This window comes from Gordonia neofelifaecis NRRL B-59395 (genome assembly GCF_000192435.1).
Taxonomy (GTDB): domain Bacteria; phylum Actinomycetota; class Actinomycetes; order Mycobacteriales; family Mycobacteriaceae; genus Gordonia; species Gordonia neofelifaecis.
Window position 1 is genome coordinate 24,101 of the sequence record NZ_AEUD01000009.1, and the last position, 18,810, is coordinate 42,910.

Below are 18,810 nucleotides of genomic sequence, written 5' to 3' on the forward strand. Positions count from 1 at the left end.
CGGTGCCGATTTCTTCAAGAATCGTCTGCCGCACACCCCGACACTGGAGTCATGAACGAGAGAAAAGACACCAACATCTGGGCAGGCATCACCTCCGACGAGCCGATCGCGCTGCGCAACTGGCTCGAGAGCATCGGCTTCACGCCGGGCATCCTCGTCGAGGGAGACGGTGACGGGGAGGTGATGCACTCGGAGATGCTGTGGCCCGACGGCGGCCGCGTCATGATCCACTCCGCGAACAAGACGGACAAGACCTTCCACACGCCGGTCGGATCCGGCAACCTCTACGTAGTGGTGACCGACCCGGACGCCGTCTACGCCAGGGCATCGGAGCTCGGCGCACGGGTGGTCCGGGACATGGCCGAAGAGGACTATGGATCGCGAGGCTTCTCCATCGCAGATCCGGAGGGCAACGTATGGAGCTTCGGAACGTACGCAGGCTGACCGGCGTCGGGATCACCCCGTACGACGTGGTCGCCGACGGCCCCGGCGAGCATCTGGGGCTCCCCGGTTCGACGGCGACGCTCGTCGTCGATCTCGCGGACGGACTCGTCCTCAGCGCCGAGAATCGCACCGGGAGAACGACTTTCCGCTGTTGTATCGCGGGCATTCATTTGCGGCCGGTGACCATCCACCACAACGGTCTGCAACGCGGCGTCCAGCTCGACCTCTCGCCGACCGCGGTCCACGCGATCTTCGGCATGCCCGCGAGCGAGATCTCCAGCGACATGGTCGAGCTCGCACAGGTCGACACCGCATTCGCTCGAGACCTGCATGAACGGCTCGCCGAAACGCCGCCGGACGACCGGGCAGTCGTCTGCGCCGACATGCTCGCGGGGATCGAAGCCGACGCCGAGATCCCCTACGACGCCCACGCCGCATGGGAGACGATCGCCCGCCGACGCGGCGACATCACGGTGTCGGAACTGGTCGAGCTGTCCGGGTGGTCGGCCCGCCATCTCACCAAGTTGTTCACCGCGGAGTTCGGCATCGGCCCCAAGCAGGCGGCGCGGCTGATCAGGTTCGACACCGCCCGCGAACTGCTGGAAGCCGGGCGCAACGCAGGCGACGTCGCCGCCGAGTGCGGCTACGCCGACCAATCGCACATGTCACGTGAGTTCACCGAGCTCACCGGCTACTCGCCGCGCGGTCTCATGAAGCGGAGGTCGGAGGAGTTCGGGTAGCTACTCCACCCGGTTCCCGTCCTCGTCCCAGTGCTCGGCGACCATCTTGCTCGGCTGGACTCGCGGCGGCTCGCCCGGCATCTTGGGGTAACTCGGTGGATAGACCATGTCGCCGAGTCCGGCGGCCTCGTCGCGTTCGACCATCTCCAGCAGCTTCTCCAGCCCCGACCGCTGATCGTCGATGTCGGCCCACGGATCGCCGCGCCTGTCGACCAACGACGGGACCGTGGCGATCGTCAAGTCTTCCGGGTCGACATCGACCAGCTCATCCCAGGTCACCGGCGTCGAGACCCGTGCGCGGGGCGACTTGCGCGCCGAGTACGGCGACGCCATCGACCGGTCACGCGCGTTCTGGTTGTAGTCGATGAAGATCCGGTCGCCGCGCTCCTCCTTCCACCACGACGTGGTGACCGCGGCGGGATCGCGGCGCTCCAGCTCGCGGCCCAGCGCGATCACCGCACGCCGCGTCGCGATGAAGTCCCACTCCGGCCGGATCGGCACGAACACATGAATGCCGCGACTGCCCGACGTCTTCGCGAATCCGGTCATCCCGACTTCGTCGAGGAAGGGCCTCACGAGGTCCAGCGCGACCCTGCGCACATCGTCGAAACTCTTACCGTCCGGCGGATCGAGATCGATCCTCAGCTGATCCGGATGGTCGTTGTCCTCGCTGTGCGTCGGCCACGTATGGAATGTGAAGGTACCCAGGTTCGCCGCCCACACGACGTCCGCCGGGAGACGAGGACAGAACGCCTGGCCGGATCGCTTGGACGGGAAGACGATTCGCGTCGACTCGACATGATCCGGGTGGTACTTGGGCAGATGCTTCTGATAGATCTGCTCGCCGTCGACGCCGTCGGGGAAACGCTGTAGGAAGGTCGGCCGGCCTGCGATCGCGGTGAGCAGGGGCCCGGCGAGCGCGATCGTCCGGTAGTAGTCGACGAGGTCGCCCTTACGACCGCCGTTCTCGCCCAGCTCGGGGAAGTAGATCTTGTCGGGGTTGGTCAGCTTCACCTCGACGCCGTCGACGTCGAGCATCACCGGTTTGGGCTTAGGAGGCATCGCTGCTCTTTCCGTCGCTGCTGCCTGATTCGAGGACGTCGAAGATGTCGTAGGTGAGCGGCACTTCGAGCTGGTCGTAGCCGCAGCTCGACGGTTCGCGGTCCGGACGCCAGCGCAGGAACTTCACCGTGTGCCGGAACCGCCGACTCTCCATCTGGTCGTAGGCGAACTCGGCGACGAGTTCGGGCCGGATCGGAATCCACTCCGCACTGCCCGCCGACCGCCAACGGCTCAGCTCGCCCTGTGCGACGTTGTCGGGATCCAGCCGCATCGGCTCGAACATCGTCTGCAGCTCGATCCGCTTCTTGTCGGAGAACGCGCTGGACCCGCCGACCATCCGCAGCTCGCCGTCGGCGTAGAGACCGAGCAGCATCGATCCGAGGCCGGTGCCCGACTTGTGGACGCGGTACCCGATGACGACGCAGTCGGCGGTGCGCTTGTGCTTGATCTTGACCATCTCGCGCTTACCCGGCACGTACACGCCGTCGAGGCGCTTGCCGACGACGCCGTCGAGTCCCGCGCCCTCGAACTCGGTGAACCACGCCTCGGCCTGTCCCGGGTCCCGGGTCACCCGGCTGACCTGGATGCGGTCGTCGCCCGTGTCGGCCGCCGCGTCGACCAGCGCCCGCCGGCGCACGTCGAAGGTCGCATCGGTGAGGTCGACCGATCCGCTGGCGAGCGCGTCGAATCCGATGAACACCGCGGGCGTCTCGGCGGCGAGCTTCGCCACTCGCGAGGCCGCCGGATGGATGCGCTGCGACAGCGAGTCCCAGTCGAGCCTGCTGACACCGCCGACCGGCCGAGCTACGGCGACTTCGCCGTCGAGCACCACACGGTCGGGCAGCGATGTGCGCGCGGCGTCGACCAGCTCGGGAAAGTACCGCGCGAGGTCCTTACCGCCACGCGAGGCCATCACCACCTCGTCGCCGTCGCGGAAGATCAAGGCGCGGAAGCCGTCCCACTTCGGCTCGTAGGACCACACCGGGCCGTCCTCGGGCTGGTCGGGCACGGCGGCGACCGCCTTGGCGAGCATCGGTTGCACTGGCGGGGTGACCGGAAGATCCACGGGGTTCATCGTTCCCGAGTGGACGGCCGCCCGCAACGATCTCCGCTCGATCGGCTGCCGCTACGCGCTGTCCGCCTGCGACTCCGTCTCACGATCGGCGTCCAGCGCCCGACGCACGAACGCAGCACTGGCACGGACGGCCTCCTTCGTGTGCGGTGATCCCGGCACGGCGGCGGGGAAGGCGTGGATCTGACCGCGGAACAGGTGGATCTCGTTCGGGACTCCGGCTCGGTCCAGCGAGGACCGCAGGTCCATGGCGTCCTTCTCCAGCGCTTCCCCGCTCGCACAGACCACCACCGCGGGAGGGAACACCACGGCGACGGCGTCGCCGGTCGCGTCGAGCGGGCCGTCGAGAGGCACCGGGCCGCGCTCATAGAACGGACGGAGCTTCTCGATCTTCCGGATCGGCAGCATGGCGTCGCGTCGACTGCTGCGATCCGCGCTCGGAGCCAGATTGAGCAGCGGCGAGAAACCGATGTACGCGTCGGGCCGGTCGAGCCCGTCCCGTGCCGCGTACTCGACCACCTTGGCCGCGATGTAGCCGCCCGCCGAGTCGCCCGCGACCACGATGGCGTCGAACTCACCCGAGTCCCGCATCGCGCGGTACACGCTGTAACCGTCATGGACCGACGTGCCGACGCCCGCCTCCGGACACTGCCGGTACTGGACGTTGACCACCGTCGCGCCGAGCTCACGTGCGACCGCCGCGGCGACGGCCCGATGCGAGTCCAGCCCGCACGCGAAGAAGGCGCCGCCATGCAGGTACAGCACGGCGGTTCGCGGATCGTCGAGACGTTCGGGGGTGATCCGCTCGACGGGGGCACCCGCGATCACGGCCTTCTCGACTCGCGCACCCCGAACCGGTCGCGCGTCTCTGGCTGCCCATTCGTCGACGATCTTGATCCGCCCCAACGACGCGTCGCTGACCGGGATCACTCGCATCAGGGTCTTGAGGACGATCCTGCAGATCCAGAACAGCACGAACGACCGGACGTCCCGCGCATCGTGTTCAACCACCGACATGCCCTCATCCTGCACCGCCGCCGCGCTGCGCGGTCGACCGCCCCCACCCGGTCCCCTTCGCCATCTCCGCGAGCGCGGGAGCCGTCCGGTGCGGCAGCGGCGCGGTCAACGTCAGCCAGGTGGTCGAGTGGATGACGCCCGCGAAACTCACGATCCCCTCGATCAGCTCCAGCAGTTCCGGTTGCGTCGCGGTCGCGACCCGCACCAGCAGGTCCTCACGCCCGGTGACGGTGTGCACCTCGATCACCTGCGGAATCCGGGTCACCGCCTCGGCGATCGTCGTCAGACTCCCCTGCTCGGTCTCCAGCGCAAGGAACGCCTGGACCACCAGCCCCGCCTTCGCGAGGTCGACCTGCGGGCGGTAGCCCGCGATGAGTCCACCCTCCTCGAGCCGCCGGATCCGCGACTGCACCGTGTTCCGCGAGATGCCCAGCGTCGTCGACAGACTCGCCACGCCTTGCCGCGCATCCCGTTCGAGCAGCTTCAACAGTTCGACGTCGAGCTCGTCAATGCTGAGCATTCTCGTCACCTCTCATCGACATTCCAAGCAGTTACTGATCAGAATGATCAGCTGTCGGGTTATCAATTGACCACCTTGTACCCCACGACCACCATCTAAGCATCACAGCCGGTGATCCGCCTCACAGAGACGGACCGACAGATTGGTGGGACTCATGACCTCCGTCGTAGAACCGACGTCAGCCGCGTTCGATCTGGCCGACAAGTACCGGCCTGAATCCGGCCCGGTCCTGCTGACCGGAGTCCAGGCCGTCGCCCGCATGCTCGTGGAGAACCACGAGCGGGAACGCCGCGCCGGCCGCAACGTCGCCGCCTTCGTCTCCGGGTACCAGGGCAGCCCGCTCGCCGCCGTCGACAAGGTCTTCGGCGAAGTGCCGGATCTCGACGCCCACGGCATCAGCTTCGTGCCGGGACTCAACGAAGAGCTCGGCGCGACCGCCGTCTGGGGCAGCCAGCAGGAACTCCCCAAGGGAACACGCACCCACGACGGCGTCGTCGGCGTCTGGTTCGGCAAGGGCCCCGGACTCGACCGCGCCAGTGACGCCTTCCGGCACGCCGCGATGTACGGCGCGCACCCGAAGGGCGGTGCCCTCGCGCTGGTCGGCGACGATCCGGCGGCGAAGTCGTCGACCGTGCCCGCCGCGAGCGAGCGATCGCTGGCCGCCCTGTCGATGCCAGTCCTGTTCCCCCGCAACGCCGAAGAGGTGATCGCGTTCGGAATGTTCGGTATCGAGCTCTCCCGGGCGTCCGGCTGCTGGCCGGCGATGAAGCTGGTCGCCGACGTCTGCGACGGGCTGTGGACGCTGAACCGCGACTTCACCGACCTCGACATCGAGGTCCCCGACCTCGAGTGGGAGGGACGGCCGTGGACCTACCGCCAGCGCGTCATGGCCGCCCCGCCCGACAGTGTCCTCGCCGAGGCCGACCTCTACGGACCGCGCTGGGCGATGGTCGAGAAGATGACCGCCGCGAACGACATCGACCGCATCGAGGTCGACCCGGCGCAGGCCTGGCTCGGCATCGTCGCCGTCGGCACCGCCTACGACTCGCTCCGCCAAGCGCTCGCCGAGCTCGGGCTCACCGACGACGACCTCCGCCGTGCGGGCATCCGCATCCTCCGCGTCGGCATGCCCTACCCGCTCGGGTCGGAGAAGGTCCGCGCGCTGGCCGACGGCGTCGAGACCGTCCTGGTGGTCGAGGACAAGACGTCCTTCGTCGAGTCCCAGGTGCTCGACGTCCTGTACGGCACCGCCGACGCCCCTCGCGTCCTCGGCAAACGCGACGCCGACCGCCGGCCGCTGATCCCCGCCGACGGCGAACTCACCGCCGCCCGCCTCCTCGGGCCCCTGCGCCGCGTGCTCGACGGCCGCGTCACGATCACCGTGCCGAAGCCCGCGCCGCCGAAGCTGACCCTCCTGGACACCAAGCGCACCGCGTACTTCTGCTCCGGCTGCCCGCACAACCGCTCGACCGCGGTGCCCGACGGCTCGCTCGCCGGCGGCGGCATCGGCTGCCACACCCTGGTCACGATGAGCTCGCGCACCGACTCCCAGGTCACCGGACTCACGCAGATGGGCGGCGAAGGAGCTCAGTGGATCGGGCAGGCGCCGTACACCGACGTGCCGCACATCTTCCAGAACGTCGGCGACGGCACCTACTTCCACTCCGGCCAGCTCGCCGTGCAGGCGTGTGTCGCCGCCGGCGTCAACATCACCTACAAGGTCCTGTTCAACGCCGCCGTCGCCATGACCGGCGCACAGGACGCCGAGGGCGGGCTCACTGTTCCCCGACTGACACACAAGCTGACCGCCGAGGGCGTCGCCAAGATCATCGTCTGCGCCGAGGACCCGTCGCGACACCCGAAGGGCTCGCTCGCCGCGGGCACCCTGCTGTGGGATCGTGATCGGCTCGACGAGGCGCAGCGACTGCTCCGCGACGTCGAAGGCGTGACGGTCCTCATCTACGACCAGCAGTGCGCCGCCGAGGCCCGCCGCAAGCGCAAGCGCGGCACCCTGCCCACCCGGCGCACCCGCGTCGTCATCAACGAGGCCGTCTGCGAGGGCTGCGGCGACTGCGGTGTGAAGTCGAACTGCCTGTCCGTTCAGTCGGTGGAGACCGAGTTCGGCCGCAAGACCCGCATCGACCAGACCAGCTGCAACACCGACTACAGCTGCCTCGACGGCGACTGCCCGTCGTTCGTCACCGTCGAACTGCCCGAGGACGGCGCCGGTGGAAATCGGCCCGCTCGCTCCGCTCCCGGCGCCGGTGGAAATCGGCCCGCTCGCTCCGCTCCCGGCGCCGAGCTGCCGCCCAGGCAGACCCCGACGCCGCCGACCGTCGACGATCCGGAGATCCCCGCGCCGACCGGCGCCCACAACGTCTTCCTGGCGGGCATCGGTGGCACCGGCATCGTCACCGTCAATCAGGTGCTCGGAACCGCAGCGCTGCGCGCCGGCCTGCATGTGGAGGGGCTGGATCAGACGGGACTGAGCCAGAAGGCCGGCCCGGTCACCTCGCATCTGCGGATGAGTGTCGAGGCTCAGTCCGCTTCCAACCGCATCAGCCCGGCCTCCGCCGACTGCGTGCTGGCGTTCGATCTGCTGACCGCCGCCGAACCGCGACCGGCGAGATGGTCTACGACCGCAACGTCGCCTACCCCGAGGACCGCGCTCTCCTCAGCCGAGTCGCGGACCGAGCTCGCCAGGTGGTCTCGCTCGATGCCGCCGACGCCGCGGAGGCGATCTTCGGCCACACCGCCGCCGCCAACTTCCTGCTGGTCGGCGCCGCTTATCAAGCCGGTGCGCTGCCGATCCCGGCAGCCTCGATCGAAGAGGCCATCGCGGTCAACGGCGTCGCGGTGAAGGCCAACCAGGCCGCCTTCCGCTGGGGCCGGGTGGCCGTCGCCGATCCGGCCGCCTTCGCGGACGCCACGGCTGCGGCGACCGTCGCCTCCCGCAGCGACACCGTGGTCCCGACCCATCTGTTCACCGGATCGCCGCTGACCGGCACCGTCCGCGAATCAGTGGAACGTCGGGCCGCCCAGTTGCTCGCGCATTCGGGCGAGCGCGCGGCGGCGAGCTACGTCCGCGAGGTCGAGACGGTGTGGCGGCGTGAGCGCGCGGTCACCGACAGCACGGAGCTGTCGGAGGCGGTCGCCGACAACCTGCACCGACTCACCGCGTACAAGGACGAGTACGAGGTCGCCCGCATGCTCACCGACAAGGCGTTCATCCAGTCGGTGGCCGCGGAGGTCCCCGGCGCCGGGAATCTGACCTACAAGCTGCATCCGCCGGTGCTGCGCGCCATGGGCCGCGACAGGAAGATCGGCTTCGGCCCGCGCTCGCACATCGCGCTCCGAGTGCTCGCAAAGGGAAAGTTCCTGCGTGGCACCAGGTTTGATCCGTTCGGTCGGGCGGAGGTCCGCAAGGTGGAGCGCCGTCTGCTCGCCCACTACCGCGACCTGGTCGCTGAGCGTCTGTCGGACCTCACCGCCGAAGGCTACGCCGCGACAGTCGACGTCGCCCGCGCTCCCGAGCTCGTCGTCGGCTACGAGGACGTGAAGCTCCGCAACGTCGACCGGTACCGAGCCCGCCTCAGCGAGCTCGGCGTCGACACCACCCCCATTCGCTGAACACCGTTTCATCTCAGACAACTCTCGGAGGAATCAGACATGACCATCGCGCACTCGCAGTCGTCGGACGCCAGCGTCTTCTCACACCCCGACATGACCATCGACCCGCCGCACGAGCAGGTCGTCTTCTGCCGCGACGCCGCCACCGGGCTGCGGGCGATCATCGCGATCCACAACACCGCCCTCGGCCCCGCACTCGGCGGCACCCGCTTCTACCCCTACGCCGCCGAAGCCGACGCCGTCGGCGACGTCCTGCGGCTCTCGCGCGGGATGACCTTCAAGTCCGCCGCCGCCGGACTCGATCTGGGCGGCGGCAAGGCCGTCATCATCGGCGATCCCGACGTCGACAAGACGCCCGAGTTGCTGCGCGCCTACGGCCGGTTCGTGGACACCCTCGGCGGCCGCTACATCACCGCGGGCGACGTCGGCACCACCTCCGACGACATGGACCTCATCGGCCAGGGCACCCGCTACGTCGCGTCGAAGACCGTCGCCAACGGCGGTTGCGGCGACACCGCGCCGATGACCGCGCTCGGCGTGTTCAGCTCACTGCTCGCCGCGGCCGAACGAGTCTGGGGCTCAGCCGATCTCAGCGGGCGGGTGGTCGGCGTCGAAGGAGTCGGCAAGGTCGGCACCCACCTGGCCGGGCTGCTCGTCGACGCCGGCGCCGTCGTCCTCGCCGCCGACCCCCACGCCCTCGCCCGCGAGGCCTTCGCCGCCCGCTTCCCACAGGCGAAGATCGTCGACGACGTCCGCTCCGCCGACCTCGACGTGTACGCGCCGTGCGCGATGGGCGGGACCGTCACCGCCGATCTCGCAGGCGAGACCGCCGCCGCGATCGTCTGCGGCGCCGCCAACAACCAGCTCACCACGCCGCAGGTCGAACAGGTGCTCGGCTCACGCGGCGTCGTCTGGGTCCCCGACTACATCGCGAACGCGGGTGGCGTCATCCAGGCGTTCAGCGAGCAGCAGACGTGGACCTTCGACCAGATGCAGCAGAAGGTCGAGGACCTTCGGGGCCGCGCCGGCCACGTGCTCGACACCGCCGCTTCCAAGGGCATCACCAGCGGTGACGCCGCCCGCCTGATCGTCGCCGAGCGACTGTCCGCGGCGCGGTAGAAATCCGCGGACCGGTCAGGACCGGACGAACCCTCAACGAATTCTGTCGAGCTATGCGCCCTGGAGACACATAGCTCGACAGATTTCGTCTGTTCTGCGAGCGCTCACCGGGCGACCGATGCGTTCGGCGTTGACTCGCTCCCGCCATCGCCATATAGTCCATATGGACTAGTTGAATTGGAGTAATCGATGTCGACCAAGCAACCGCGGCTCACGCCGCTCGGCGTGATGGTTCTCGCGCTGTTGCGCGAGGGCGACATGCATCCGTACGAGATGGTCCGACTGCTGAAGACACGGCGCGACGACCGGATGGTCTCGGTGACCAACGGCACGCTGTATCACACCGTCGACCGCCTCAACCAGCACGAACTCGTCGCCGAGGTGGGAGTCGACCGGGACGGGAATCGACCCGAGCGCACCACCTACACGCTCACCGACGCCGGCCGCGACGCCGTCGTCGACTGGGTTCGGGCAGAGCTCCCGCAGAACGACCGCCCGGCGCAGTTCCGCGTCGCCCTCGCCGAGGCGCACAACCTCGAACGCGAGGAGACCATCGAACTCCTGAGCCGACGGCGCGACGCCCTCGCCGCCGACCTGGAAGGACACCGGAACGGTCTCCGGGATGCCGCGGGCCGCGGCGTCCAGGACCAGTTCATGGTCGAGGTCGATCGGCAGGCGGATCTGATCGAGGTCGACCTCCGCTGGACCGAACGCCTCCTCCAGCGACTCGCCGACCCCGCCTATCTCTGGGGCATGGAGGCCGCGCTCGCGGCGAAGCATCCCCGCCGCTCTGAAACGAAGGACTCGAAATGACCACATCGCCTGCCGCATCGGGCGCCGGTGACACGCAGCGGAGTCCATGGCCCGCACTGTGGGCGCTGGTGATCGGCTTCTTCATGGTGCTCGTCGATACGACGATCGTCTCGGTGGCGAACCCCGCCATCAAGGAAGCACTCGATCCCGACACCAACAACCTCGACAACGTGGTGTGGGTGACCAGCGCATACCTGCTCGCATACGCGGTGCCGCTGTTGATCACCGGACGACTCGGCGACCGCTTCGGCCCCCGCAACCTCTATCTCATCGGCATCACCGTCTTCACCCTGTCGTCGCTCGGCTGCGGCCTGTCGAACACGCTGACGATGCTGATCGCCTTCCGCGCCGTCCAGGGCCTCGGCGCCGCGATGGTCACCCCGCAGACCATGGCCGTCATCACCCGGACGTTCCCGCCGCATCAGCGCGGCGCGGCGATGGGCTTGTGGGGCTCGGTCGCGGGCATCGCCATGCTCGTCGGCCCACTGGCCGGCGGTCTGCTCGTCGACCACGCCGGATGGGAGTGGATCTTCTTCGTCAACGTGCCCGTCGGCATCATCGGGTTCGCCGCCGCGTGGAAGCTCGTGCCGAAGCTGGAGACGCATCCGCATCGCTTCGACCTCGTCGGCGTCGCGATCAGCACCATCGGACTGTTCCTGATCGTCTTCGGGCTCCAAGAGGGCCAGAAGTACGACTGGGCCGCGTGGGTCTGGGTGATGGTGATCGGCGGCGTCGCGATCATGGCCCTGTTCCTCTGGCAGCAGTCGCGCACCTCGAGCGAACCGCTGGTCCCGCTCGAGTTGTTCCGCGACCGGAACTTCTCGATCTCGAACATCGGCATCGCAGTCGTCGGCTTCGCCGTCACCAGCATGACGCTGCCGATGATGTTCTTCATCCAGGTGGCGCGCGGCCTGAGCCCGACGAAGTCGGCATTGTTGCTGATCCCCATGGCGGTGCTGGCCGGCATCCTGGCGCCGCTCGCAGGCAAGCTGCTCGACCGCACCGACCCGCGCTTCCTGCTGGTCCCCGGCATCGGCCTCTACAGCGTGTCGTTGTTCTGGTACGCGTCGATGATGAACGCCGACACCCCGATTCCGATGTTCCTGCTGCCCGCGGCGCTGATGGGCATCGCGAACGCCGGGATGTGGGGACCTCTCGCGACCACCGCGACGCGCAATCTCCCGCCTCGCCAGGCCGGGGCCGGGGCGGGCATCTACAACACCACGCGCCAGATCGGTTCGGTGATCGGTTCCGCCGCCATCGCGGCCGCGATGCAGGGCCGGCTGCAGGCCAACGTCCCCGGGGCCACCGGCACAGACAGCGTCGGCACCGGTTCCCTGCCCGACTTCCTCGTCGCGCCGTTCTCGACGGCGATGGCGCAGTCGATGCTGCTCCCCGCGGCGGTGCTGCTGATCGGCGTGGTCGCCGTGGCGTTCATGAAACGTCCCGAGAGCACCAAGCCGGAGTTCCGCGCATCGTTGAAGGCCGGCGCCGGCACTACCGTGTAGGCATGTCGACTCCTGCGGGCCGCTTCGCGCCGTCTCCGTCCGGCGACCTGCACATCGGGAATCTCCGAACCGCGGTCCTGGCCTGGCTCTTCGCCCGGGCCACGGACCGCGGTTTCCTGATCCGGATGGAGGACCTCGACCGCGTCCGTCCCGGCGCCGACGTGCGGCAGCTCGACGATCTGAAGGCGCTCGGCCTCGACTGGGACGAGCCGCTGATCAGACAGTCCGATCGGCTCGACGCATACCGGGCGGTCGTCGCCGAGATGGTCGACGCGGGAACCACTTTCGAGTGCTTCTGCACTCGCCGCGAGATCCTCGACGCGCCCAGCGCGCCGCACGCTCCGCAGGGCGCGTACCCGGGCACGTGCCGCGACCTGACCGAGGCCGAGCGGAACCGACGGCGCGCGGAACGCCCGGCGGCGATCCGGCTCCGCGCCGACATCGCCTCGTTCACCGTGCACGACGTGCTGCACGGTGAGTTCACCGGCGACGTCGACGACTTCGTCCTCGTCCGCAACGACGGCACGCCCGCCTACAACCTGGCGGTCGTCGTCGACGACGCCGCGTCCGGCATCGACCAGGTGGTGCGTGGGGACGATCTGCTCAGCTCCGCGCCGCGTCAGGCGTATCTCGCGACACTGCTGGGTCATCGTCCACCCGAGTACGCCCATGTGCCGATGGTGCTCAGCGAGCGGGGCACCCGGCTCGCCAAACGGGACGGCGCGGTCACCCTGACCGATCTCGCGGCTCACGGCGTCGACGCGGCCGCGGCCCTGTCGTCGATCGCCCGGTCGCTGGGTATGGCCGCGCCGAGCGAACCGGTGACACTGGAGACGATGGCCCGGCGATTCGACCCGGCGGCCCTGCCGCGCGAGCCGTGGGTGTTCGTCCCGCCGGAGTAGCCGCGGTCGGCCCCGCGACGCCGCCCGCTCGACACACGACGAGGCCCGACCGGATCGTTCCGGTCGGGCCTCGTCGTCGATCGTGAGGTGTCAGCTCAGGCGCGTGCGCAGCTGTGCCAGCTGGTCGGCCAGCTCTGCGGGCAGCTTGCCCTTGCCGTCGTCGACGAACTGGAACCACTCGTCGATGGTCGGGAGCTCGTCACGCCACTCGTCGGCGTTGACGGCCAACGCCTCGGCGAGGTCTGCCTCCGCAACGTCCAGACCGGTCAGGTCCAGCTCGCTCGGTGCGGCGACGGTGCCGATCGGGGTCTCGACGCCCTCGACGCGACCCTCGATGCGATCGACCATCCACTTGAGGACACGGCTGTTCTCGCCGAAGCCCGGCCACAGGAAGCGGCCGTCCTCGCCGCGGCGGAACCAGTTGACGTAGAACACGGCGGGGAGCTGAGCGCCCTCCTTGTTGCCGATGTTCAGCCAGTGCTGCATGTAGTCACCGACGTGGTAACCCATGAACGGCAGCATCGCCATCGGGTCGCGGCGGACGGTGCCCACCTTGCCCTCGGCGGCGGCGGTCTGCTCCGAGCCGACGGTCGCACCCATGAACACGGCATGCTCCCAGTCGCGGGCCTGGGTCACCAGCGGCACGGTGGTCTTGCGACGTCCGCCGAACAGGATCGCCGAGATCGGCACACCCTGCGGGTCGTCCCACTCCGGAGCCAGGGTCGGGCACTGCGCCATCGGGGTGCAGTACCGCGAGTTCGGGTGCGCGGCCTTCTCCCCGGATTCGGGCGTCCAGTCGTTGCCCTTCCAGTCGATCAGGTGAGCCGGGGCGTCGCCGTCGATGCCCTCCCACCAGACGTCGCCGTCGTCGGTGCGCGCGACGTTGGTGTAGATGGTGTTGCCCGCATCGACGGTCTTCATCGCGGTCGGGTTCGAGTCGTAGCTCGTGCCCGGCGCGACGCCGAAGAAGCCGAACTCCGGGTTCACGGCGTACAGGCGGCCGTCCTCACCGAAACGCATCCAGGCGATGTCGTCGCCGACGGTCTCGGCCTTCCAGCCTTCGAGGGTCGGATCGATCATCGCGAGGTTGGTCTTACCGCAGGCCGACGGGAACGCGGCTGCGACGAAGTAGACCTTGTTCTCGGGGCTGGTGAGCTTGAGGATGAGCATGTGCTCGGCCATCCAGCCCTCGTCGTGAGCCATCGCCGAGGCGATGCGGAGCGCGTAGCACTTCTTGCCCAGCAGCGCGTTGCCGCCGTAGCCCGAACCGTACGACCAGATCACCCGGTCCTCGGGGAAGTGCACGATGTACTTGTCGGTGTTGCACGGCCACGGCACGTCGGCCTGGCCCGGCTCGAGCGGAGCGCCGACCGAATGCAGGCCCTGGACGAAGAAGCCGTCCTCGCCGAGCGCCTCGAGAACCTTCGGGCCGACACGGGTCATCACGCGCATCGACAGCACGACGTACTCGGAGTCGGTGAGCTCGATGCCGAGTTTCGGATCGTCCGATCCCAGGGGACCCATGCAGAACGGGATGACGTACATGGTGCGTCCACGCATCGAACCGCGGTACAGCTCGGTCATCGTCGCGCGCATCTCGGCGGGCTCGACCCAGTTGTTGGTGGGGCCGGCAGCCTCTTCGGTCTTGCTGCAGATGAAGGTGCGCGACTCGACGCGAGCCACGTCAGCCGGGTCGGAGAGCGCCAGGTACGAATTGGGCTTGCGCTCGTCGTTCAGCTTGGTGATGGTTCCCGACTCCACCAGCTGCGCGGTGAGCCGATCCCACTCCTCGTCGCTGCCGTCCGACCAGACAACCCGGTCGGGCTGCGTCAATTCGGCAACCTCGGCCACCCAGGCGATCAGCCCGGCGTGCTTGGTGGGGGCGCTCCCGGGCTCGACACCCGGAATTGTCGCAGCGGTCATGCGGATCTCCTCATCGAAACTCACGGTGGTGTGCGCGCAGTGGCTGTGCGAACGCATACTGTCCCGAGGATACGCCCGTTTCCGCTTTACCCGAACCCCCGGGCATCGCTACGTCCACTCAATGCAGTCTGCCCAGCGTCGTCGGATTCCACCCCTCGTCGGTTCCATCGATCGATGCGACGCTGACCTGCCCGTCTGCGTGCAGAATCGACAGCCGATCCACCCGAGCATCACCGTCGGCGTCGGAGACGATCGCCGTCGACCCGTCGACTTCGCAGGTCAGCGAGTCTCGTACCCCGTCTCCGTCGGCGTCGAACTCCGCGGGCCCCAGATCCCAGAGTGTGCCGTCGGAGTAGCAGATCAGATGTTCGTGAAGGTCTGCACTCACCGCATCGACAGTGTCGCCCGACACAGTCCAGGCGTCCCAGTGGTCGGTCCCACTCGGAGTCGAGATGAGACCATCTTCACTATCTCGGGGGTCCTCGATCGCGCCGTCCATCGGTTCCATCATCCGTGCGCGACTCGCGTTCGGCTCCAGATCTCCCGGGTGAACTGCGCCTCGGCCGCCCCGGCTCGCGCTGCGATGCGATGTTCCAGCCGCCCACGGCGGGCCGCGATGAACTCAGCCGCCCAGCGCTCCAGGCGGGCCCGTTCGGCCGCCGAGCGGCGGACGGTCACCACCCAGCCGGCCAAGGCGATCCCGGCCAGCAGCGCGAGCACCGTTCCGACCGCCCCCAGGCCGACCCACTGCAGCGCCGGAGTGATCACCATGCGCCCGACCCCGAACCCCATGGACGCTCCGACCAGCAGAACCATCGCGTCCTCCGGCCGGCGGCGGGCCTGCGGATGCGGAACATCCGGTCCACCGCGACTCTCCTCCCCCAGTGCCTGCGGCGCCGGGTTCCGGGACAGTCCGCAGATCGCCGCCGACCGAACCTGATCGAGCCGCTGCCCGAAGGAGGCGGCCGCGCGGCGCTCGAGTCCGTCGAGCACCGCGGGCAGCCAGGTCGTGAACTCCGGAGCCGTGCACGCCTCCGGCACCGACCTGCCCAGCTCGGTGACCGCGGCCCGGATCGCTTCGACGGCTTCGGCCCGCGCCGAGACGATGCCCGCACGCATCCCCGCGAGTCGATCGGCGCGGACCGCCGCCAACGGTTCCGACCGAGGCTCCTCCCGATGCACGACCGCCCGACGCGCCGGGACCGCGGCCGCCGGCCGCTCCCGACACCACTGCACGAGGGCAGGCACCCCCGACGACGCACTCTGGACCTCCGCGAGCACGGCCGCCGTCGCGAACACCGGCAGTCGCCGATCCGGGTCGAGTCGGGCCCGACTGGCTGCGAGCACTTTGGGCCATCCGGGGAAGGCGTCGACGCGGCAGGCGGCGAGGGCCGTCGGGACCTCGGCGTCGGCGAGCGCGGCCAACAGCACGTCCTCTTCATCACCGGCGGGCATGGACGAATCGATCGCCAGCACAGCCACCGCGACCTCGCCCGACACCGCGTCGACCTCGGCGACCGTCGTCGCCACCACCACCCGTTCGGTCCATCCGGCCGTCGCAACCGCCGCCGCCAGCCCGGCCGGATCCGCGCCGGCCATCCCCGCGATCAGCATCGTCACCGGACCGACTCCAGAATCAATCGACTCTCGACGGCTTCTCGATCGAAGCCGCGGGCCGCGTGGAGGCGGAGGCCCGACAGTCTGCGCGCCCGGCGCCCGCGCGCGATCTGCTCCGCCGACGCCGCGATCGGTGCGACGAGGGCGTCCACCCCACTCATCGACCGGAGCGCAGCGGTCACCGCTGCCGCCGACAGGTCCGGGGTCTCGCCGACCACCCGGAGGGCCGCCACGAGTCCGGCTCGTCCGATGCCGGCGATGAATCGGGCCCTGATCTGCTGTTCCGCTGCCGACGTCGGCCGTCCCTCGTCGCCGAGCGCGGCGAATTCGGCGGCGCTGGTCGGGACGGCCACTCCGGCGGCGCTCCAGGCTCGGAGGACGCCGAGATCGTCCTCATCCAGATGCGCCGCGGCGAGCAGCCCCGACACCGTGACCACCGGACGGCCCAGCTCCCGGCCCGCCACGTCCGCGAGCCGCGCGGCGTCGGGCCGGGTGTCCGCCTTGCCCGCGACCACGACGACCGGTATGTCCACAGAGCCGATCGCCGTCCGATCGGCCTCCCGGACTTGGGCACCGATCGTCCTTATCAGCAGGTCCGGCGGATCGCCGTCGGGCTCGCGCCCCGGAACTCTCGCGACGACGCCGAATCGGGCAGCGAGCGCCGCCGCCAACGTCGAGCTTCCGGCGCCCGGGCAGCCCGTGACATCGATGACCAGCAGTGTCGAATCGGCCGGTTTCGCGGCTCGCAGCAGTTGATCCACCCCGTCCACCTCCCCCAAGGTGTTTGTGTGAACTGAACCTACCCCGCAGGTCCGACAATGTTCTGCGGTCGCCGAAATCGGACCCGCGATGTGGCTGTTTCGGGGTGTCCGTTGTGAGGGAGCACGGAAAATAGGACACCATGGACGTGTGAACACCGACGCCGCCGATGGATCGGCGCCCGACACCGACCGCTCCCGCCTCTACCCGAGGGTGACCAGTTTCCGGTTCCGTCGCGGAACGCTGACCACCGGGCAGCAGCGCAACTGGGAGAGCCTGTGGCCGCAGCTGGGACGCGATCTGCGCACCGGTCCCGACCGCGCGGACGAGCCGCCGCTGGCGCCCGCCGAGTGGTTCGGCCGCGACGCACCGCTGATCATCGAGGTCGGCAGCGGCACCGGCATCTCGACCGCCGCGATGGCCGAGGCCGAGCCGGATGCGAACGTCGTGGCCGTCGAGGTGTATCAGCCCGGACTCGCCCAGCTGGTGGGCCTCGTGGACCGTGCGGGCGTGAACAACGTGCGAATGATCCGCGGGGACGCGACCGTCGTCCTGTCCGAGCTCGTCGAGACCGACTCGCTGACCGGGGTGCGCGTGTTCTTCCCGGACCCGTGGCCGAAGTCGCGTCATCACAAGCGCCGCTTCCTGCAGTCGGGAACCATCGAGCTGATCGCCGATCGGCTGAAGCCCGGCGGAGTGCTGCACATCGCGACCGACCACGCCGACTACGCCCTGTGGATCGCCGAACTGCTGGCGACCCAGCGACCGGACCGACCGCATGTGGTTCCGCTGACCTTCGACTCACCGATTCTGCTCGACCGCCCGACCACGAAGTTCGAGGGTCGCGCGCAGGAGGAGGGACGCGAGGTCAACGAGTTCGTGTACGTCAAGCCCCATCCCAAGCCGGCCCGCGGCGAGACGAGTGAGGACAACGAATGACCCCCGAGTTCGCCGAGTCGATCTCCGGCGAGGGCACCACCCGTCGACTGCTCCTGGTCTGGGATGCCCCCAACATGGACATGGGCCTCGGCGGCATCCTCGGCGGACGGCCGACCGCCGCCCATCGGCCGCGCTTCGACGCTCTCGGCCGGTGGATCCTCAAACGCAACGCCGCTCTCGGCGCGACGCTCCACGCCGAGGTCGAGCCCGAGGCCACGGTCTTCACGAACATCGTCCCGGGCAGCGCCGACGTGGTGCGGCCCTGGGTCGAGGCGCTGCGGAATGTGGGCTACGCGGTCTTCGCGAAGCCGAAGCTGACCGAGGACAGCGACGTCGACGCCGACATGCTCGATCACATCCAGGTGCGACGTCACACACCCGGACTCGCCGGGGTGATCGTCGCCTCAGCCGATGGGCAGGCCTTCCGCGAGCCGCTGCTCGAACTCGCCGCCGAGGGGGTTCCGGTCACCGTCATCGGCTTCCGCGAACACGCGAGCTGGGCGCTGACCTGCGATGAGATCGAGTTCATCGACCTCGAGGAGATCCCCGGCGTGTTCCGTGAACCGCTGCCGCGTATCAGCCTCGACTCGCTGCCGGACGACGGCGCCTGGCTCACGCCGTTCCGCCCGCTCAGCGCTCTGCTCAAGTAGACAGGTCCGCACAACCTGAAACGGAACGCACGTTTTCTCAGTTAAGGCTGCGACAATCGCACTTTCGGGTACCCGCAAGTAGGAAGGACACCGGC

General features: G+C 69.1%; 16 protein-coding genes and 1 pseudogene. 9 read left to right on the forward strand and 8 right to left on the reverse strand.

Features of this window, described 5'->3' with window-relative positions; genetic code table 11:
* Positions 1-51: 51 nt before the first annotated feature.
* Both SCNU_RS11275 and SCNU_RS11280 read left to right on the forward strand, forming a co-directional pair.
* Positions 52-444 carry a VOC family protein gene (locus SCNU_RS11275; protein WP_009679499.1) on the forward strand — a complete coding sequence of 131 codons (393 nt, stop codon included), beginning with the start codon at positions 52-54 and terminating at the stop codon, positions 442-444.
* Entirely contained in the window at positions 417-1,184 is a 768-nt protein-coding gene (locus tag SCNU_RS11280) for a helix-turn-helix domain-containing protein (protein WP_009679500.1), read from the forward strand. Before SCNU_RS11275 ends, SCNU_RS11280 begins: the two co-directional genes overlap by 28 nt.
* Here the strand turns inward: SCNU_RS11280 and SCNU_RS11285 are convergent, their stop codons facing one another.
* The 4 genes from SCNU_RS11285 to SCNU_RS11300 are packed head-to-tail and all read right to left on the reverse strand — an operon-like array spanning position 1,185 to position 4,855.
* Positions 1,185-2,246, reverse strand: coding sequence for a DNA polymerase domain-containing protein (locus SCNU_RS11285; RefSeq protein WP_040518254.1), 1,062 nt, complete (start codon positions 2,244-2,246; stop codon positions 1,185-1,187). It lies immediately after the preceding gene.
* The gene (locus SCNU_RS11290) at positions 2,236-3,312 is read right to left on the reverse strand and encodes an ATP-dependent DNA ligase (protein ID WP_009679502.1); all 1,077 of its coding nucleotides are present in this window, start codon (positions 3,310-3,312) and stop codon (positions 2,236-2,238) included. Before SCNU_RS11290 ends, SCNU_RS11285 begins: the two co-directional genes overlap by 11 nt.
* Before the next feature lie 60 nt (positions 3,313-3,372).
* Positions 3,373-4,335 carry an alpha/beta hydrolase gene (locus SCNU_RS11295; RefSeq protein WP_009679503.1) on the reverse strand — a complete coding sequence of 321 codons (963 nt, stop codon included), beginning with the start codon at positions 4,333-4,335 and terminating at the stop codon, positions 3,373-3,375.
* A 4-nt stretch (positions 4,336-4,339) separates the two neighbouring features.
* Positions 4,340-4,855, reverse strand: a complete 516-nt coding sequence (locus tag SCNU_RS11300) for an Lrp/AsnC family transcriptional regulator (protein ID WP_009679504.1) — start codon at positions 4,853-4,855, stop codon at positions 4,340-4,342.
* 154 nt (positions 4,856-5,009) lie between these two features.
* Between SCNU_RS11300 and SCNU_RS11305 the strand changes: the two are divergent.
* The 5 genes and pseudogenes from SCNU_RS11305 (at position 5,010) to gluQRS (ending at position 12,827) form a co-directional block, all read left to right on the forward strand.
* Positions 5,010-8,485 (forward strand): annotated as a pseudogene (locus SCNU_RS11305) (indolepyruvate ferredoxin oxidoreductase family protein).
* 39 nt (positions 8,486-8,524) lie between these two features.
* Positions 8,525-9,604, forward strand: a complete 1,080-nt coding sequence (locus tag SCNU_RS11310; RefSeq protein WP_009679505.1) for a Glu/Leu/Phe/Val family dehydrogenase — start codon at positions 8,525-8,527, stop codon at positions 9,602-9,604.
* A 189-nt stretch (positions 9,605-9,793) separates the two neighbouring features.
* Positions 9,794-10,417: a PadR family transcriptional regulator gene (locus SCNU_RS11315; RefSeq protein WP_009679506.1), complete on the forward strand. Its 624-nt coding sequence runs from the start codon at positions 9,794-9,796 to the stop codon at positions 10,415-10,417.
* Positions 10,414-11,925, forward strand: coding sequence for a DHA2 family efflux MFS transporter permease subunit (locus SCNU_RS11320; protein WP_009679507.1), 1,512 nt, complete (start codon positions 10,414-10,416; stop codon positions 11,923-11,925). The genes SCNU_RS11315 and SCNU_RS11320 overlap by 4 nt, the downstream gene beginning before the upstream one ends.
* Positions 11,926-11,927: 2 nt before the next feature.
* Positions 11,928-12,827 (forward strand): tRNA glutamyl-Q(34) synthetase GluQRS, encoded by a 900-nt coding sequence (gluQRS, locus tag SCNU_RS11325; protein WP_009679508.1) that lies wholly within the window; start codon positions 11,928-11,930, stop codon positions 12,825-12,827.
* A 90-nt stretch (positions 12,828-12,917) separates the two neighbouring features.
* On the opposite strand, the gene SCNU_RS11330 is transcribed toward gluQRS, so the two are convergent.
* The 4 genes from SCNU_RS11330 to SCNU_RS11345 form a co-directional block, all read right to left on the reverse strand.
* The gene (locus SCNU_RS11330) at positions 12,918-14,750 is read right to left on the reverse strand and encodes a phosphoenolpyruvate carboxykinase (GTP) (RefSeq protein WP_009679509.1); all 1,833 of its coding nucleotides are present in this window, start codon (positions 14,748-14,750) and stop codon (positions 12,918-12,920) included.
* A 118-nt stretch (positions 14,751-14,868) separates the two neighbouring features.
* Positions 14,869-15,138: a DUF6802 family protein gene (locus SCNU_RS20840; protein ID WP_238526432.1), complete on the reverse strand. Its 270-nt coding sequence runs from the start codon at positions 15,136-15,138 to the stop codon at positions 14,869-14,871.
* A 119-nt stretch (positions 15,139-15,257) separates the two neighbouring features.
* Positions 15,258-16,364, reverse strand: a complete 1,107-nt coding sequence (locus tag SCNU_RS11340; RefSeq protein WP_238526433.1) for a hypothetical protein — start codon at positions 16,362-16,364, stop codon at positions 15,258-15,260.
* Positions 16,365-16,366: 2 nt separating this feature from the next.
* A complete protein-coding gene (locus SCNU_RS11345; protein WP_009679512.1) occupies positions 16,367-17,128 on the reverse strand; it encodes a hypothetical protein in 762 nt (253 codons plus the stop codon).
* A 130-nt stretch (positions 17,129-17,258) separates the two neighbouring features.
* Between SCNU_RS11345 and trmB the strand changes: the two genes are divergently transcribed.
* Entirely contained in the window at positions 17,259-18,065 is an 807-nt protein-coding gene (trmB, locus tag SCNU_RS11350; RefSeq protein WP_420795021.1) for a tRNA (guanosine(46)-N7)-methyltransferase TrmB, read from the forward strand.
* Positions 18,062-18,715, forward strand: coding sequence for an NYN domain-containing protein (locus SCNU_RS11355; RefSeq protein ID WP_009679514.1), 654 nt, complete (start codon positions 18,062-18,064; stop codon positions 18,713-18,715). Before trmB ends, SCNU_RS11355 begins: the two co-directional genes overlap by 4 nt.
* The last annotated feature ends 95 nt before the right edge of the window (positions 18,716-18,810 follow it).

Bases quoted from the DNA above. Each gene is read 5' to 3' on its own strand.
- SCNU_RS11340 (WP_238526433.1), bottom strand. From the start codon at position 16,364: ATGCTGATCGCGGGGATGGCCGGCGCGGATCCGGCCGGGCTGGCGGCG.
- SCNU_RS11320 (WP_009679507.1), top strand. From the start codon at position 10,414: ATGACCACATCGCCTGCCGCATCGGGCGCCGGTGACACGCAGCGGAGT.
- SCNU_RS11300 (WP_009679504.1), bottom strand. From the start codon at position 4,855: ATGCTCAGCATTGACGAGCTCGACGTCGAACTGTTGAAGCTGCTCGAA.
- SCNU_RS11285 (WP_040518254.1), bottom strand. From the start codon at position 2,246: ATGCCTCCTAAGCCCAAACCGGTGATGCTCGACGTCGACGGCGTCGAG.
- SCNU_RS11330 (WP_009679509.1), bottom strand. From the start codon at position 14,750: ATGACCGCTGCGACAATTCCGGGTGTCGAGCCCGGGAGCGCCCCCACC.
- SCNU_RS11355 (WP_009679514.1), top strand. From the start codon at position 18,062: ATGACCCCCGAGTTCGCCGAGTCGATCTCCGGCGAGGGCACCACCCGT.
- SCNU_RS11315 (WP_009679506.1), top strand. From the start codon at position 9,794: ATGTCGACCAAGCAACCGCGGCTCACGCCGCTCGGCGTGATGGTTCTC.
- SCNU_RS11275 (WP_009679499.1), top strand. From the start codon at position 52: ATGAACGAGAGAAAAGACACCAACATCTGGGCAGGCATCACCTCCGAC.
- SCNU_RS11295 (WP_009679503.1), bottom strand. From the start codon at position 4,335: ATGTCGGTGGTTGAACACGATGCGCGGGACGTCCGGTCGTTCGTGCTG.
- gluQRS (WP_009679508.1), top strand. From the start codon at position 11,928: ATGTCGACTCCTGCGGGCCGCTTCGCGCCGTCTCCGTCCGGCGACCTG.
- SCNU_RS11280 (WP_009679500.1), top strand. From the start codon at position 417: ATGGAGCTTCGGAACGTACGCAGGCTGACCGGCGTCGGGATCACCCCG.
- SCNU_RS11310 (WP_009679505.1), top strand. From the start codon at position 8,525: ATGACCATCGCGCACTCGCAGTCGTCGGACGCCAGCGTCTTCTCACAC.